Annotated in this window: 14 protein-coding genes and 1 pseudogene; 6 read left to right on the top strand and 9 right to left on the bottom strand. The window is 61.7% G+C overall.

The features are described 5' to 3' along the window. Positions 1 to 2: 2 nt before the first annotated feature. From PBDP_RS12025 to PBDP_RS12005, 6 genes and pseudogenes are all read right to left on the bottom strand, one after another. Complete coding sequence (locus PBDP_RS12025) at positions 3 to 704, bottom strand: response regulator (protein WP_109755176.1); 702 nt, start codon at positions 702 to 704, stop codon at positions 3 to 5. 211 nt (positions 705 to 915) lie between these two features. Next, positions 916 to 2,100, bottom strand: a complete 1,185-nt coding sequence (locus tag PBDP_RS12020; protein ID WP_212802288.1) for a pyridoxal phosphate-dependent aminotransferase — start codon at positions 2,098 to 2,100, stop codon at positions 916 to 918. Positions 2,101 to 2,141: 41 nt separating this feature from the next. Then, the gene (locus PBDP_RS30285) at positions 2,142 to 3,005 is read right to left on the bottom strand and encodes a methyl-accepting chemotaxis protein (protein ID WP_371925618.1); all 864 of its coding nucleotides are present in this window, start codon (positions 3,003 to 3,005) and stop codon (positions 2,142 to 2,144) included. Further along, positions 2,997 to 3,767: pseudogene (locus PBDP_RS30280) on the bottom strand (MCP four helix bundle domain-containing protein); the annotation flags it as partial. The gene PBDP_RS30285 and the pseudogene PBDP_RS30280, both read right to left, overlap by 9 nt. A gap of 178 nt (positions 3,768 to 3,945) precedes the next feature. After that, positions 3,946 to 5,082 carry a glycerate kinase gene (locus PBDP_RS12010; protein WP_116832102.1) on the bottom strand — a complete coding sequence of 379 codons (1,137 nt, stop codon included), beginning with the start codon at positions 5,080 to 5,082 and terminating at the stop codon, positions 3,946 to 3,948. Positions 5,083 to 5,421: 339 nt separating this feature from the next. Next, entirely contained in the window at positions 5,422 to 6,546 is a 1,125-nt protein-coding gene (locus tag PBDP_RS12005; RefSeq protein WP_116832100.1) for a sugar diacid recognition domain-containing protein, read from the bottom strand. A gap of 184 nt (positions 6,547 to 6,730) precedes the next feature. Here PBDP_RS12005 and PBDP_RS12000 point away from each other — a divergent pair, with 184 nt between their 5' ends. The 3 genes from PBDP_RS12000 to rarD all read left to right on the top strand — a co-directional run bounded on the left by PBDP_RS12000 (position 6,731) and on the right by rarD (position 10,316). After that, positions 6,731 to 8,041, top strand: coding sequence for an MFS transporter (locus PBDP_RS12000; protein ID WP_116832099.1), 1,311 nt, complete (start codon positions 6,731 to 6,733; stop codon positions 8,039 to 8,041). Positions 8,042 to 8,238: 197 nt separating this feature from the next. Further along, the gene (locus tag PBDP_RS11995) at positions 8,239 to 9,273 is read left to right on the top strand and encodes an aldo/keto reductase (RefSeq protein ID WP_212802286.1); all 1,035 of its coding nucleotides are present in this window, start codon (positions 8,239 to 8,241) and stop codon (positions 9,271 to 9,273) included. Between the two features lie 158 nt (positions 9,274 to 9,431). Further along, positions 9,432 to 10,316, top strand: coding sequence for an EamA family transporter RarD (gene rarD, locus PBDP_RS11990; RefSeq protein WP_109755184.1), 885 nt, complete (start codon positions 9,432 to 9,434; stop codon positions 10,314 to 10,316). A gap of 175 nt (positions 10,317 to 10,491) precedes the next feature. Here rarD and hppD read toward each other — a convergent pair whose 3' ends face one another. Together hppD and PBDP_RS11980 are read right to left on the bottom strand one after the other, a co-directional pair. After that, positions 10,492 to 11,568, bottom strand: a complete 1,077-nt coding sequence (gene hppD, locus PBDP_RS11985) for a 4-hydroxyphenylpyruvate dioxygenase (protein WP_109755185.1) — start codon at positions 11,566 to 11,568, stop codon at positions 10,492 to 10,494. A gap of 250 nt (positions 11,569 to 11,818) precedes the next feature. Next, positions 11,819 to 12,763, bottom strand: a complete 945-nt coding sequence (locus PBDP_RS11980; RefSeq protein ID WP_212802285.1) for a DMT family transporter — start codon at positions 12,761 to 12,763, stop codon at positions 11,819 to 11,821. Between the two features lie 237 nt (positions 12,764 to 13,000). On the opposite strand from PBDP_RS11980, the gene PBDP_RS11975 reads away from it, so the two are divergent. The 3 genes from PBDP_RS11975 to PBDP_RS11965 all read left to right on the top strand — a co-directional run bounded on the left by PBDP_RS11975 (position 13,001) and on the right by PBDP_RS11965 (position 16,230). After that, positions 13,001 to 13,864, top strand: coding sequence for a LysR family transcriptional regulator (locus PBDP_RS11975; RefSeq protein WP_109755187.1), 864 nt, complete (start codon positions 13,001 to 13,003; stop codon positions 13,862 to 13,864). 232 nt (positions 13,865 to 14,096) lie between these two features. Continuing rightward, a complete protein-coding gene (locus tag PBDP_RS11970; RefSeq protein WP_212802284.1) occupies positions 14,097 to 15,641 on the top strand; it encodes an EAL domain-containing protein in 1,545 nt (514 codons plus the stop codon). A 223-nt stretch (positions 15,642 to 15,864) separates the two neighbouring features. Then, the gene (locus PBDP_RS11965; RefSeq protein WP_058544518.1) at positions 15,865 to 16,230 is read left to right on the top strand and encodes a histone-like nucleoid-structuring protein, MvaT/MvaU family; all 366 of its coding nucleotides are present in this window, start codon (positions 15,865 to 15,867) and stop codon (positions 16,228 to 16,230) included. 104 nt (positions 16,231 to 16,334) lie between these two features. Here the strand turns inward: PBDP_RS11965 and PBDP_RS11960 are convergent, their stop codons facing one another. Then, positions 16,335 to 16,862: a DUF4946 domain-containing protein gene (locus tag PBDP_RS11960; protein ID WP_176688111.1), complete on the bottom strand. Its 528-nt coding sequence runs from the start codon at positions 16,860 to 16,862 to the stop codon at positions 16,335 to 16,337. Positions 16,863 to 17,027: the final 165 nt, after the last annotated feature.

Below are 17,027 nucleotides of genomic sequence, written 5' to 3'. Positions count from 1 at the left end.
GCTCAGCATTCCCACTCGGAACGACTGAACAGATAGCCCTTGCCCCACACGGTCTTGATCTTGCGGGCTTCGTCGGCGTTGTCGTCGAACTTGCGTCGCAACTTGGAAATCGCCACGTCCACCGAACGGTCGGTGCCGTTGAATTCGATACCCCGCAGGCGTTGCAGGATCTGGTCGCGGCTCAGCACTTCGCCGGAATGCCGGGCCAGCACCACCAGCAGGTTGTATTCGCCGCTGGACAACTCCACCGCTTGCCCGCGCCAGGTCACCGTGCGTTCGGACAGGTCGATGCACAGGTTGCCCATGAGGATGCGGTCGTTGGCCGTCTGCGGCTCGGTGAGGCTGCTGCGGCGCAACAAGGTGCGCACCCGCGCCAGCAACACCCGAGGCTCGCAAGGCTTGGTGACGTAGTCGTCGGCCCCCATCTCCAGGCCCAGGACCTGGTCGTGGCTGTCGTCCCGGGCAGTGAGCATCAGGATCGGCAAGGTCGCCGAGTCGGCCCGCAGCAAGCGGCAGACCTGCAAGCCGTCCAGCCCCGGCAGCATCAGGTCAAGGATCACCAGGTCCGGCGGATCGACCCGCGCCCGTTCACGCACATGATCGCCACGGCTGAGCACGCTGACCTGATAGCCGTTGCGTTCCAGGTAGCTGGCGATCAGTTCGGAGAGCGCGGTGTCGTCTTCGACCAGGAGGATGTTGGGCATGGGTGTTTCCAGAAATGTGCTGTGGCGCCGGATAAATCGCTATCGCGAGCAGGCTCGCTCCCACATTGAGTCAACTCAGGTCCCTGTGGGAGCGAGCCTGCTCGCGATGAGGCCCTGCCAGGCGCAGAAAATCTCAAGCTGCCAAGGATATACGCCCTCGCCCATCCACGAGCAAAACCCTTACACAATTTCACACAGCCTCTACAAAACTTTACCGCTGGGCCCGCAGCAAATCCTCCGCACACGAGGCGATCCGCTGGCACGCATCCGCCAGCTTCACCTGATCGACCACCAACCCGATCCGAATATGCCCCGCCGCACTGGGCCCGAACGCCTCGCCGGCCAGTACCGACACGCCATACCCGTCCAGCAGCCGCTCGGCAAAAGCCTGGGCATCGAGACCGGTCTGGCGCACGTCGACCATCACGAACATGCCGCCATCGGGCCGCACGGGCTTGAGACCCGGGCAGTCATCGAGCATGGCGCACACCAGATCCCGACGCTGGCGATATTCCTCGTGCATCTGCGCCACTTCCGGCAAGTCTCGCTCCAGCGCCACCTGGGCGGCCCGCTGCACGAAGTCCGGCAAACCGAACAGCATGCACAAGGACAGGTTTGCCAGATGGTCGGCAAGGGACTCAGGACCAATGACCCACCCGATGCGCCAACCCGTCATGGCATGGGATTTGGACAGGCTGTTGATCGTCGCGGTGCGCTCGGCCATACCCGGCAGGCTGGCCGGGCTGATATGTTCGCCGTCATAGAGCAGATCGCTGTAGACCTCGTCACTGATCAGCCACAGGTCATGGTCAATGCACAGCCGCGCCAATGCTTGCCAGGTGGACATTGGCAGGCTGGCACCGGACGGGTTGTTCGGGCTGTTGAGCAGCATCGCCCGGGTACGCGGGGTCACAAGACGGGCAACGTCCGCAGGCTCGACCCGAAAACCGTTCTCCGGGCGAACCGCCACCGGCACCACTTTCGCCCCGCAGGCACCGAACACCGCTTCATAGGTGACATACATCGGCTCGGCGACGATGACTTCATCGCCAGGGTTGAGCAGGCATTGCGCGACCGCATACACCGCGCACTGCGCCCCTGGCAGCACGATGACCTGTTCGGCTCCCACCGGCTGGCCGCAGCGCAGGCGATGACGCCGGGCGATGCTGGCCCGCAAGGTGTGCAGGCCGCGGATGTCCGAGTAGTGGGTCTCCCCGGCCCGCAGGCTGGCCACGGCGGCGTCGACAATGGCACGCGGCGTGTCAAAGTCTGGATCGCCCACTGACAGCAACAGCACATCCTCGCCCTGCTCGCGCAGGGCCAGCGCCCGGTCGTGAATCTGCCAGGCGGCGGCGCCATCGCCGGTGATGCGTCGGGTCAAAGCTGAAAAGCGCATGTACGTCTCCTGATTGCGCGATGTCCAGCCTCAACCCTATCTCAAATCACAAACCGCGCCACCATCGCATTCAAACCCACCGCCAGGCGCGACAGTTCGTGGGTCGCGTCGCTGGTCTGTTTCGCGCCACTGGCCGACTGGGTGGCCAGGTCGCGGATGTTGACCAGGTTGCGATCCACTTCACGGGAAACCTGGGCCTGTTCTTCCGAGGCGCTGGCGATGACCAGGTTGCGTTCGTTGATCTGGTTGATCGACTGAGTGATCTGCTCCAGCGCCACACCAGCGGCCCGGGCCATTTCCAGGGTGCTTTGGGTGCGCTGGTTGCTTTGCTGCATCGACTGTACGGCCTGGCCGGTGCCGTTCTGGATGCCGGCGACCATTTTTTCGATTTCCTGGGTCGATTGCGCGGTGCGATGGGCCAGGGCCCGGACTTCGTCGGCCACCACCGCAAAACCACGTCCGGCTTCCCCGGCACGGGCAGCTTCGATGGCGGCGTTGAGGGCCAGCAGGTTGGTCTGCTCGGCGATGGCGCGGATCACGTCCAGCACCTTGCCAATGTCGCGGCCCTGGACCGCCAGGCCTTCGATCATCGAAGCGGTGGCTTGCACGTCGTGGGTCATGGTCTGGATCGCGTCGACGGTTTCCACCACCCGCGAGCGACCTTCCTGGGCGGCTTGGGTCGATTGGTTCGAGGCTTCGGAGGTAGACACCGCGTTACGGGCAACCTCCTCGACAGCGGCGGTCATTTCGTTGACGGCGGTGGCGGCCTGTTCGATTTCGTTGTGCTGCTGTTGCAGGCCACGGGAGGATTCCTGGGTGACCGCGCTCAGCTCTTCGGCCGCAGCCCCCAGTTGGCTGGCGGAGCCGGCAATCTGCTCGATGGTCTGGCGCAGGCTGCCTTGCATGGCGGCCAGGGCCTGGAGCAAGCGGGCGGGCTCATCCTTGCCATCGTCGGCGATAACCTGTACCAGGTTGCCGCCGGCGATGGTCCGGGCCGCCTCCAGTGCACGATTGAGCGGGGTTACGATGCTGCGAGTCAGCAACAATGCCAGCACGATAGTGGCCAACGCAGCGATGATCGAGACGATGATGATACCGGTGATGGCGCTATTGTAGTTCTCACCCGCCTTGGCCGATGCTTCGCCAGCGCCTGCCACGTTTATCGCGATGAGCTTGTTGAGCTGCTCACCCATCAGGTCGGTGCCTTCCTTGATGCGCGTATTGATGTGGGTGCGCAACTGGTCGACCTTGTCCTGGCGCGACAGCTCCAGCATTTCCTGCTGGGCTTGCAGGTATTTTTCCAGGGTGGCCGAAAAGGTCTTGTACAGCTCGGCCTCCTCTGGTGTGGCCTGCAGTGCGGCGTAGCTGTCATTGGCCTTGTGCAGTTTCTCCACCAGCACGTTGATGCGGGTCTCGGCCTCTTTCAGGCTGGCCGGATCCCGGTTGACCAAAATCCGAAACGAGAGAATTCGCATACGCAGAACGCTTTCCATGACGTTGCCCAGGTACCCGACACTGGGCACTTGGTTCTGCTCCATGTTCAACGAAGCCTGGCGGATGATTGACATGCGATTGGCGGCGAACACGCCGAGGGCGACCACCAGCAAAGCGATGAAGGCGAAGCCTAAAAAGGCTCGGGGGGCGATATTCAGACTGCGTAGAGACATGGGAAGACCTCGCGACGTTGGAGTCGAGCATCCATGCCATCAGCGCACTGGTTGAAATAATTATGGATGCGCCTGACTCGTTATCGGCCGGGCTTTAGGCTTTTAACAGGGGGGACTGTAAAAATATTTCGCGAGGCTTTTGTGACGAGGGCGCCTGCTCCCTCGCCACTGGATCGTGTTACCGGGCGGCCACCCGCCACAGCCGGGCGATGTCCCGGGCGCGCTCGCTCAGCAGGCGCGGGGCATCGACGCAGGCTTGTTGCAAGGTCATCGGCCCGTTGGCCAGGGCAAAGGCGGCATCGATGCCATGGTCGTACAGTGCCTGGTAGCCCTCCCCCAGTGTGCCAGCGATGACCAGCACCGGTACGCCCTGCCGGCGGGCGATGCGGGCCACGCCGAAGGGCGTCTTGCCGCGCAGGGTCTGGGCGTCGAAACGGCCTTCGCCGGTGATCACCAGGTCGGCGCCACTGATCGCATCGGCCAGCCCGGTCAGTTGGGCGACGACTTCCACGCCGGTACGAAACTGCGCCCCCAGGAACGCCTTGGCCGCGAACCCCAGGCCACCGGCCGCGCCGCTGCCCGGTTCGTCGCGTACATCCCGCCCCAACACCTGGGCGCAACGGTCGGCGAAATGTCCCAGGGCCCGATCCAGTTCCTGCACCTGCTCGGCGCGGGCGCCCTTCTGCGGACCGAAGATCGCGGAAGCGCCATGGGGCCCGCACAGTGGGTTATCGACGTCGGCGGCGATCTCGAAACTGACCTGGGCCAGGCGCGGGTCGAGATCGCCCAGGTCGATGCGCGACAAGTTCGCCAGGGCCGAGCCACCGGGTCCCAGGGGTTGGCCGTGCTCATCGAGCAACGCCACGCCCAAGGCCTGCATCGCGCCGGCGCCGCCATCGTTGGTGGCACTGCCGCCGATTGCCAGGATCACCCGCCCGGCCCCTTCGTCCAGTGCGGCACGGATCAGCTCGCCGGTGCCGTAGGTGCTGCTGGAACAGGCATCGCGCTGCCCCGGCGGCACGAGTTGCAGGCCACTGGCCTCGGCCATCTCGATGATCGCGGTGCAGCTGTCGGCCAACCAGCCCCAACGCGCTTCGACGGGAGCGCCCAAGGGGCCGTGGACTCGGGTGCGGCGCCACTGACCGTCGCAGGCCGCCAGCACCGACTCCACCGTCCCCTCGCCGCCGTCGGCCATCGGGCACTTGATCAACTGTGCATCCGGCCAGACCTCGGCCAGCCCCTGGGCGATGGCATCGGCGACGCCCTGGGCGCTGAGGCTGTCCTTGAACGAGTCGGGGGCGATGATTATTTTCATATTATTCTCCGGTTCCGATGCACAGCATGCTGCCAGTTGACCGCAGCCATGACGCCGGTCCGCCGCACAAAAGACACCGGGCATTATTGTTCAATTTCACAAAGATCGGTTGGCCAAGGGGGTTGTGGTCGAAAGTGAGGGCCTCATCGCGAGCAAGCTCGCTCCCACCGTTACGCTGCTCACTCAAGAAAAACGCTGCCCCCCGTGGCGAGGGAGCTTGCTCCCGTTGGGCTGCGAAGCGGCCCTTTCTGTGAGCGCTTCGCACTCAAGCGGGAGCAAGCTCCCTCGCCACAGGTTTGTCGACAACCTTAAGTGAGCGGCATTTCCCACAGTAGGGGGTCACGTGGGTTTATCGGCGGTCTGGGGTAGCAGCTGCACCCCCAGGTACAACGCCAGCATCCCATCCAACCGCAACGGATCCACGCCGCTCAGTTCGGCGATGCGCTCCATGCGGTAGCGCAAGCTGTTGCGGTGGATACCCAAGGCTTCGGCACAGGCCTGGCTCTGGCCGTCGTGTTCGCACCAACTGCGCAGGGTGGCGAGCAACTGGCCGTTGCTGTCCTTGGCGATGACCTTGCGCAACGGGGTCAGCAACTCGTCGAGGGCATCGTCACTGCGATGGCGCCAGAGCAGTACCGGCAGGCGGTAGCGGCTGAGGCTCAGCAAGCGCGATTGCGGCAATACATCGCGCCCGTAGGCCAGCAAGTCCGCCACCCGTCGATAGCAACGCCGCAGGCCCGCCAACCCTTCCGCCTGGCCGCCCACTGCGATGCGCAGGATGTTCCAGCCCAGCCCATCGAGCTTGCCCAGTAGCCGCTCGTTCTCCACCGAGGCGGTGACCGGGCGACACCAGAGCAAGGAAGATTTGGACGAGGTCAGGCACCAACTGTCCGGGTAGCGCGACATCAACCACGCGCTCAACGTCTCGACGGTCTGGCCGGGCCCATGTTCCAGGCCCAGCTCGAACAGATATGGCACCCGCGACAATTGCGGCTTGAGGCCCATTTGCCGGGCTTCGTCCAACAATCGCGGGGAATCCCCCGCATCGCCCAGCAGCAACGCCAGCAAGTCATCGCAGCGCTGACGACGCCATTGCTGCTCGGCCTGCTGGTTACGCTGGCCCACCAGCATTTCGGCGGTCATGCGCACCAGTTCGGCGTAGGTACGCAGTTGCTCAGGCTCGCCGGTGATGCCCAGGACGCCGATCAGCCGTTGATCGAGCATCAACGGCAGGTTGATTCCTGGCTGCACGCCCTTGAGGTGCATCGCGGTGTGCTCGTCGATTTCCACCACCCGACCGTTGGCCAGGACCAGTTGCGCACCCTCGTGCCGGGTATTGACCCGCTCGCGCTCACCGCTGCCGAGGATCAGGCCCTGGTTGTCCATGACATTGACGTTATACGGTAGGATCGCCATCGCCCGGTCGACGATGTCCTGCGCCAGGTCGTGATCGAGTTCGAACATGGGCGGTGTTCCTTGCAAGCGGCGTGGATTGTTGTTTTAGGCGTGGGTTTGGTCAGGCGCACAGGGTTTGAATGCAGACCCTGTGCTCAGGCACAAAGACACGGGGCCTTGGGCTGGCCGAGACTCAAGGGGCGGTCAACGTTACCCCTTGGCTCGCGAAAATCATAATAAAGAGAGACCCGCCATGTCCCAGAGCGCAATAGCCCTCCTGGCTACCCCCGACGAAAAAAATACCGTCTACAAGCGCATCACCCTGCGCTTGATCCCCTTCATTTTCATCTGCTACCTGTTCAACTACCTCGATCGGGTCAACGTTGGCTTCGCCAAGTTGCAGATGCTCGATGCCCTGAAATTCAGCGAAACCGTGTACGGCCTCGGTGCCGGGATTTTTTTCATCGGCTACGTACTGTGCGGCGTGCCGAGCAACCTGGCCCTGACCCGATTCGGCCCACGGCGCTGGATCGCGCTGATGATGATCACCTGGGGCACCCTGTCGACTTGCCTGCTGTTTGTCACTACCCCCACCGAGTTCTATACCTTGCGCTTGTTCACCGGCGCCGCTGAAGCCGGATTCTTTCCAGGTGTGGTGCTTTATCTCTCGCAGTGGTTCCCGACGTTCCGACGTGGCCGGATCATGGCCTTGTTCATGTCGGCCATTCCGGTGTCCGGCCTGCTGGGCAGCCCGTTTTCCGGATGGATCCTCAACCACTTCGCAGCGGGCCAGGGCGGCCTGGCGGGTTGGCAGTGGATGTTCCTGCTGCAAGGCATTCCGACGGTGATCCTCGGCGCGCTGGCGTTCTTCCTGCTCAGCGACACCTTCGCCAACGCCAAATGGCTGACCGACCAGGAACGCGCCGTGCTCACCGCCGACCACGCCGAAGACCTGGCCAACAAGCCAAAGACTGCCACCGACTCGCTGTTGGCGGTGTTCAAGAACCCGGCGATCTGGGCCTTCGGCCTGGTGTACTTCTGCATCCAGAGCGGCGTGTACGCGATCAACTTCTGGCTGCCGTCGATCATCAAGAACCTGGGCTTCAGCGATAACCTGGTGATCGGCTGGCTGAGTGCGATCCCTTATCTGCTGGCGGCGGTGTTCATGTTGCTGGTGGGCCGCTCGGCGGACTTGCACAAGGAACGCCGCTGGCACCTGGTTGTGCCAATGCTGATGGGCGCCGCCGGGCTGCTGATCGCCGTCAACTTCGCCACCACCCCGGCCATCGCCATCATCGGCCTGTCCATCGCCACCATGGGAGCCCTCACTGGCTTGCCGATGTTCTGGCCGGTGCCCACCGCCCTGCTCAGCGCCGGTGCCGCCGCCGGTGGGCTGGCCTTGATCAACTCCATGGGCCAGATGGCCGGGTTCCTTAGCCCGTACCTGGTGGGCTGGGTCAAGGACGCCACCGGCTCGACCGACGCGGCGTTGTACCTGCTGGCCGGGGTGATTGTCTGCGGCAGCCTGTTGGCGTTGCGCATGACCCGTACCCTGCGGGCCTGACACCCCTGTGCCCCCTGTGGGAGCGAGCCTGCTCGCGATGGCGGTGTATCAGTCGATATAAATGTTGGCTGACCTGACGCTATCGCGAGCAGGCTCGCTCCCACAGTGGATTTTGGTGGGGTTGAGAAAACGGTTGGATCCACGCGACGGTTCTGGTATTTGATTGAGCCTTTCCCCATGGATAAAAGGATTTCGTCATGAGCTACCGCACGCTAGGCCATTCCGGGTTGCAAGTCTCGACGTTGACCCTGGGCACCATGATGTTCGGCGAACAGACCAGCACCGAGGATTCGCTGCGGATCATCGACAAGGCCTGGGACCAGGGCATCAATTTCATCGACACCGCGGACGTCTACACCAACGGCCGCTCTGAAGAGATCGTCGGCGAAGCGATCGCCAGTCGCCGCCAGGAATGGGTGCTGGCCACCAAGGTCGGCTTCGGTCCGGCGGACGGCGTGCCCAACCGCAGCGGCCTGAGTCGCAAGCACATTTTCAATGGCATCGAGGCCAGCCTGACGCGCCTGGGCACCGATTACCTGGACATCTATTACCTGCATCGCGAAGACCACAACACGCCGCTGCATGTCACGGTGTCGGCCATCGGCGACTTGATTCGCCAGGGCAAGATCCGCTACTGGGGCCTGTCGAACTACCGTGGCTGGCGCATCGCCGAGGTGATCCGGATCGCCGACAGCCTGGGCATCGACCGGCCGGTGATCAGCCAACCGCTGTACAACATCGTCAACCGCCAGGCGGAAACCGAGCAGATCACTGCCGCGCAGAACTACGGCCTCGGCGTGGTGCCGTTCAGCCCCCTCGCCCGCGGCGTGCTCAGCGGCAAGTACGCCCCGGACGTGGCACCGGACGCCAACAGCCGCGCCGGACGCCAGGACAAACGCATCCTGGAAACCGAATGGCGGATCGAGTCCCTGCGCATCGCCCAACAGATCCTGCAATACACCCAGGGCCGGGGCGTGGGCATCGTCGAGTTCGCCATCGCCTGGGTGCTGAACAACAGCGCCGTGACCTCGGCCATCGTTGGACCGCGCACCGAAGAACAATGGGATTCCTACACCAAGGCGCAGTCGGTGAAGATCAGCGCAGAAGACGAAGCCTTCATCGATTCGCTGGTGACACCGGGGCATGCTTCGACACCGGGGTTCAATGATGTGAGTCATTTCGTGCCGGGGCGCGTGCCTGTGGGAGCAGGGCTTGCCCGCGATGAACGATAACGCGGTTCACCTGTTGAACCGCGGCGTGGCTATCGCGGGCAAGCCTTGCTCCCACAGGTTTTGCTACCGCAGCAGGCCTTGCTCCCACATGACTCGCTCCCACAATCAACACCCTGCCACAGGTAGGGTGTTGGTTGATCGCCCCCAAGAGAATCACTGTGTCCAAAGGCATCGCTCTATCGGTCTCGGCCTCCGCGCTGTTCGCCGTCATGTACTACTACACCTCGCTGCTCTCACCCCTTACCGGCGTGGAAATCTTCGGCTGGCGCATGCTGCTGACAATGCCGTGCATGACCGCCTTCCTGCTGGTAACGCGGGACTGGAACCTGGTCACGGCGCTGATTCAACGCCTGGTCGCCACGCCACGACTGTTGATCGCAGCGATAGCCTCTTCGGCCCTGATGGGTGCGCAACTGTGGCTGTTCATGTGGGCGCCGCTCAACGGCTACAGCCTGGACGTGTCGCTGGGGTACTTCCTGTTGCCGCTGTCGATGGTTCTGACCGGGCGCATCGTCTATGGCGAACGCCTGTCCTACTTGCAGAAAGTCGCCGTATTCTTCGCCACCCTTGGCGTGTTCAACGAGTTGTACCAGGTGGGTGGGTTTTCCTGGGCGACCTTGCTGGTGGTGATCGGCTACCCGATCTATTTCATCCTGCGCAAACGCATCAAGACCGACAACCTGGGCGGGCTCTGGCTGGACATGACCCTGATGCTGCCCGTGGCACTGTGGTTCGTGCAAAGCGGCGAACAGGGTCTCGGCGTTTTCGATCAGTCCCCATGGCTGTCCCTGCTGATCCCGTTGCTCGGAGTGATCAGCGCCAGCGCGCTGGTGTCCTACATCGTCGCCAGCCGGCTGCTGCCGTTCAGCCTGTTCGGGTTGTTGAGTTATGTCGAACCGGTGTTGCTGCTGGGCGTTGCGCTGTTATTGGGCGAAAGCATCAAGGCCGGTGAATGGCTGACCTACATCCCCATCTGGATGGCGGTGGCAGTGCTGGTGTTCGAAGGGTTCAAGCACCTGGTGCGGCAGCAGCGCCGGAATTAAGGTCACCACTTAACCCTGTGGGAGCGAGCCTGCTCGCGATGGCGGTGGCACATGCCCCACTGATGTACCAACCAGATCGCAATCGCGAGCAGGCTCGCTCCCACATTTTGATCTGCGTCTGGCAACAAAAAGCCCGCCTGGCAATGACCTCAGGCGGGCTTTTTGGTCTCAGGCTTTACTCGGTAGCAAGCACGCCACGACGCACCTGGTCACGCTCGATGGACTCGAACAACGCCTTGAAGTTGCCTTCGCCGAAACCATCATCACCCTTGCGCTGGATGAATTCGAAGAACACCGGCCCCATCAGGGTTTCCGAGAAGATCTGCAGCAGCAGGCGCTTGTCGCCTTGCTCGGAAGCACCATCCAGCAGAATGCCCCTCGATTGCAGTTCCGCCACGGGCTCACCGTGGTTCGGCAGGCGGCCTTCGAGCATTTCGTAGTAGGTGTCCGGCGGCGCGGTCATGAAGCGCATGCCGATGCTTTTCAGCTTGTCCCAGGTCTTGATCAGGTCATCGGTGAGGAAAGCCACGTGCTGGATGCCTTCGCCGTTGAACTGCATCAGGAACTCTTCGATCTGCCCGGCGCCCTTGGACGATTCTTCGTTCAACGGAATGCGGATCATGCCGTCCGGGGCGGTCATGGCCTTGGAGGTCAGGCCGGTGTATTCGCCCTTGATGTCGAAGTAGCGGATCTCGCGGAAGTTGAACAGTTTCTCGTAGAAACCGGCCCAATAGGCCATGCGCCCACGATAGACGTTGTGGGTCAGGTGGTCGATGATTTTCAGGCCCGCGCCCACCGGGTTGCGGTCAACGCCCTCGAGGAAGACAAAGTCGATGTCATAGATCGAGCTGCCTTCGCCAAAACGGTCGATCAGGTACAGGGGCGCGCCGCCGATGCCCTTGATCGCCGGCAGATTCAGCTCCATCGGGCCGGTCTCGATGTGGATCGGCTGGGCGCCGAGTTCCAGGGCGCGCTTGTAGGCCTGTTGCGAATCCTTGACCCGGAACGCCATGCCGCACACCGACGGACCGTGCTCGGCCGCGAAGTACGAGGCCACGCTGTGGGGCTCGTTGTTGAGGATCAGGTTGATCGCGCCCTGGCGATACAGGTGCACGTCCTTGGAGCGGTGCGTGGCCACTTTGGTGAAGCCCATGATCTCGAAGATCGGCTCCAGGGTGTTGGGTGTAGGCGATGCGAATTCAATGAATTCGAAGCCCATCAGGCCCATGGGGTTTTCGTATAGATCTGCCATGTCGGCGCCTCATCATTCTGGTCAATTAACAAAAAAAGTTAGTTGCAAGCGATGCAGGGGACACGGGGCGGCGCGCAGGAAATGCCACGAACGCTGCGGGCGAGGAAATCGCCATAGATCAGTTGAAACCCAAGTATCTTCATTGTCGACCCAAGGCTCTTGCGGGCGAGGCTTCTGCTGCCAGAAGACGTTATTCTTATATGCGTAAATCGATTCTACACAGCGTAACCAGGTTTGTCCGCCTTCTGTATCAAATCGCCTTTTCCTTCGACCGCGCAAGGGGTTTGTTGCACAGGAAAATGCCCACCAGGATCACGCCCCCGCCGACACACATCAAGGCCGTGAGCCGTTCGTCGAGCAGCAGCGCCCCCAGCAGCACCGCCGTCAGCGGATTGAGTGCGATGAACACCCCGGAACGGGTCGCACCGATCCGCCGAATGCCGTCATACCAGGCGATGTAAGCCAGGGCCGAGCCCAGCACGCCGAGGTACAACAGGCTCAGCCATTGCTCCATGTCCAGTGCGCGCAAGGCTTCGAGGCGGATCTCCCCCGCCGTTGCGCAGGCCAGCCACAACATCAACGTGCCCAGCAGAATCGACCAGGTCACGGTCTGCAAGGGGCCGAGGCTTTCATTCAGGTTCCTGGAAAACAGCGAATAGATGCCCCAGCCCAGCACGCAGCCAAAAATCAGCAGGTCACCGGCCCAGCCCTGTACTGCGTCTTGCAACAAGGCCGGATCACGACTGACGATCACCAGTCCCGCTCCGCCGATGCACAGCGCGATGCCCACCACTTTCAAGCGGCTCAGCCGCTCCTTGAACAACCACCAGGACGCCAGTCCGATCACCGCCGGGTTCAAGGCCACGATCAACGACGCCCGCGACGCATTGATGTACTGCAAGCCATAGAAGAAGCACAGGTTATAGAAAAAGATTCCGAAGAACCCCAGGGCGGCCAATTGCAACCCCTGCTTCACACTGGGCCTGACCAGCGGGATCCCGGCCAGGGCGAGAAACGACAGCAGCGCGATACTGGCCAGCAGAAAACGCAGGCTGGCGGCAAACATCGGAGCCAAGGCATCGGAAAGGATCCGGCCGGCCACGAAGGTCCCGCCCCAGATCATGGTGACCATGGCGAGCTTCAGATAGACCGGCAGGTCCGATGGGATTGGGACGGTTTGTTCGAGGGCTTTCATGGTTTCACCACGGCACGCTAATGAGAACGACACAACCTGTGGTGAAGGGATTGATTGTGGGAGCAAAGCTTGCTCGCGATGGAGGCGGCGCGATTCAGCAGGCAAACCGAGTCATCGTTCATCGCGAGCAAGCTTTGCTCCCACAGCCCCCACACCAGGGCGATGCTGCTTCCTGATTCAGGTCAGATACGTCAGTATTGGGGTCATGCTTGATCATCGTAAAATGAGCAATCCCTCATGACTCTCACCCAACTCGAAATCTTCTCCCTGGTCGCCGAGCTCCGTGGTTTCACGGCGGCGGCAATGCGCCTGGGCATCGGCCAGTCGGCGGTCTCCCACGCCATCAAATCCCTGGAACAGGAGTTGGGGGTGGAATTGCTCCGGCGTCATCAGTCGGCGGTGGAGCTCAGCGACATTGGCCAGCAGTTGCTGCTGCGGGCCCGGGCCATGCTCGGGTTGGCCAACACTTTGCGCCAGGAAGCCGCCGATGCCCGGGGCATGCGCCGAGGTACCTTGCGCATCGGCTCGTTCGGGCCAACTTCATCGATGAAACTGTTGCCCGGTATCCTGCGGCGCTATCGAGACTTGCATCCAGGAATCGAAGTACACATCGATGAAGGGCCTGACAGGCAGGTCATCCAGTGGTTGGACGAACGGCGGATCGACGTCGGCTTCGTGGTGCTGCCCGAGGACCGTTTCGATACGTTCATGCTGCTGGAAGATCAGATGGTCGCCCTGCTGCCCACTTCACACCCCCTCGCCACCCAGGCCAGCCTGAGCCTCAAGGATCTGTGCAACGACCCCTTCGTGCTCACCGAGGCAGGATCGTCGGAGCTGGTCACTCGCCTGTTCAATGCCGCCCGGCTGACGCCGAACGTGCGTTTCCGTTGCTCGCAACTGCTCAGCACCCTGGATGTCGTCAGGCGTGGCGAAGCGGTGAGCGTGGTTTCCGAAGGTTCGTTGCCGGACGTCGAGAGCCCGGGCTTCGTCGCGCGGCCATTGTCACCGCGAGTGCCGCGCCAGATTGGCCTGGCGGTATTGGACAGCCGCCAGGCCTCGCCCGCCACCCTGGCGTTCATCGAACTGGCCCGACAGCCATGAGCCCAGCACTGAACCTGTGGGAGCCTGGCATTGAACCTGTGGGAGCAAAGCTTGCTCGCGATGAAGGCACCTCGGTTCTCCAAGTGGACCGCATGATCGTTCATCGCGGGCAAGCCTTGCTCCCACAGACCTCGCTCCCACAGTCACACTGCTGTCAGCAAGTAACCGACAGGCCATCTATCATGGTCGGCATCCAACGTTTCCCCCTCATCCCCTTTTCCAGGTTGTGCCGATGCCCTTGACCGCTACCCGCTCGCACACCCGGCCCCGTCGCTATCTGGTCACCCTGCTTTGCGGCCTGGTGCCAATACTGTCAGGGCTGGCCATTTTGTACATGCAGGCCGAACGGACGCTGGCGCAACAAACCCGGCAGACTGCCGAGGAATCGGTCAGGCAGATCGAACTGATGCTCGACAATACCGCCTTGGCGGCTCGGGAACTATTGCCCCTGGCCGGCCAACCCTGCGAAGCGGTAAAGCTGGCATTACGCGAGCAAGTGACACGCCGGCCCTTTGTCCGCTCGACCAATCTTATCTGGGACAACAGCCTGTATTGCAGCTCGCTGTTCGGGGCCTTCGAGGAACGGGTCAACCCGGGCGACTACCATCAAGGCACGTTGTGGCTCATGGACGGCAACCCGGTCACGCCGGATACCGCGCTGCTGGTTTATCGGCTCAACGTGGGCCATCAAGGCGCCTTGGCCACGCTTGACGGGTATCACCTGGCCAACGTCTTGCGCTTGATCGGTCGCCAGACCCGCCTACGGTTGCAAGTCGGGCCGAACTGGCTGACGGCGGACGGCAAGGTCCGCCCAGCCCCGTTGCCCATGCTGCCGGTCGCCCGGCATGAGCTGGGGTCATCGCGCTACGCCTTCAATGTGGAAGCCGGATTCGATAAGGGTGAAACCTGGCGCTACATGGCCCGGGAATATCCACCGCTGTTCAGCCTGCTGATCTTTTTTGGCGTCGTTGCCGGGACGCTCGGGCACTGGCTGCAAAAACGCGCCTCGTCACCCAGCCGTGAACTGCAACGGGCACTGGAAGCCGGCGAGTTCGTTCCGTATCTGCAACCGGTCGTGCACAGCGATAGCAAACGCTGGGCCGGCGTCGAAGTACTGATGCGCTGGAACCACCCCAAGGAAGGCCTGGTTCGCCCGGACCTGTTCATTCCCTTCGCCGAACACAGCGGCCTGATCGTAGCGATGACCCGGGCGCTGATGCAGCAGACCATGCACCTGCTGGTGCCGCTGGCGCCTCGACTCGAAGCGCCGTTTCATGTCGGCATCAACATCACCGCCCGTCACTGCCAGGACTTGGCACTGGTGGACGATTGTCGCGAATTTCTCGGTGCCTTCGCGCCAGGTACGATTACCCTGGTACTGGAGTTGACCGAGCGCGAACTGATCGAACCTACGCCCGTTACCCAGCAACTGTTTGGCCAACTGCGGGAACTGGGCGTCAAGATCGCCCTCGACGATTTCGGCACGGGTCATTCCAGCCTGGCGTACTTGCGTCAGTTCAATGTGGACTTCTTGAAGATCGACCAGAGTTTTGTCGCGATGATCGGTGCCGATACCCTGTCGCGACACCTACTGGACAGCATTATCGAACTGTCGGGCAAGCTGGGCCTGGACATGGTTGCCGAGGGTGTCGAAACCGTCGAACAAAGCGACTACCTGAGCGCCCATGGGGTGAACTTTCTACAGGGTTACCTATTTGGTCGACCGATTAGCGGGCAGGCGTTCATTGAGACGTTGGACGGCATTAATGGCAGTTAACCGCCGCCGATCTATTGACGACGATGCGCCAACTGGTAAAAACGTTTGCTGTTGTTACATAACGAAAAAGTTACGATTTACACTTTCCGGATTAACTACTACAATTTTTTCTACCTGTGCCAGATAGCAGGAGAGTCATTAACACTGAGTCGCTTCAAGGCGCTTAGCTTATAGCTTTGTTTGCGGTTGATATCAGCCAAATATTTTGATTGGAGTAACGATTTTGTCCAGACTCGCTGAATTTCGTGCAGCCGAAAAGGCCCTTCAAGAACAGCTCAAGCAGCTGGAGTCGCTGAAGAACGATGCCGGGCTCAAGAAGGAAATCGAATTCGAGGAAAAGCTCCAGGGACTGATGAAAACCTACGGCAAGAGCCTGCGCGACATCGTCGCGATCCTCGACCCGAACCCGTCCAAGGCAAGCCTGCAATCGACCAAACCCACCAAGACCCGCCGTGCGCGAGTGGTAAAGGTTTACCAGAACCCGCACACCGGCGAGTTGATCGAGACCAAAGGCGGCAATCACCGCGGCCTGAAAGCCTGGAAAGAACAATACGGTGCAGCGACCGTCGATTCCTGGTTGCGTGGTTGATAATGCGTGGCTGACAGCCTCCCTGCAAAAGCCCTGAATACACTCAGGGCTTTTTTATGGGCTAAACTTCTGGATTAAATCCCGGGTGTATTACGCTGACGGCGTTATAGTTTCAAACTGTTTCGCACCGACTGTATTTCATCCTGGCTTTCAACAAACACCTGCGCCTGCCCTGCATAGGACAGCACATAAGCCTTGCCCTCATTTAGTGCCGCGACGAGGGCCTGAGACAATACATGTCGCCCGTTTTGCGTGATCGTACAAGTGGTTTCCAATGCAGTTACGCCGCCCAACATGGAAGCATGGATCTTAGTGCACACACTCTGGTAACCGCCCTGGAAAAAATCCTTCTGGATTGATTTGCGCATTTCCAACAATACGCCCTGTAAGTTGACCTGATGATCGGGCTCGACGGTGGTCGTGGTCAGTTCCATGACCATCACGGCATTGCCTGCCGAATCACTCTTGGTTGCACGTTGTCGCTGGGGGGCCGGCGCCGCAGAGGCCGATACATCGGCGGGCAGCGGCTCGACAACCCAACCCTGGGGCCAAGCGACCTGCGGTTCGGCCGCCTGGACGCCACCAACACAGGCAAATAGCAGGACAAACAGCGAAAGGAACGGTCGAATCATTGCGTTGGCACCCAGGGACGAATCGTCAAGTCTGAAGCTCGAGGCAGGACCAGGCAAGAGCCACACGCGGTTTGGCGATGCCGCGCCCCTTGCGTATCATGGGCGCACCTGCAAGGACGCCGTTTGACGCAAGCCCAGGAACCGCCGCAGCAAGGTTGCGGCGTC

Source organism: Pseudomonas sp. St290, assembly GCF_018325805.1.
GTDB classification, from domain to species: Bacteria; Pseudomonadota; Gammaproteobacteria; order Pseudomonadales; family Pseudomonadaceae; genus Aquipseudomonas; species Aquipseudomonas bijieensis.
The sequence above is the reverse complement of the archived record's forward strand: the minus strand, read 5'-3'. Positions and strand labels throughout refer to the sequence as shown.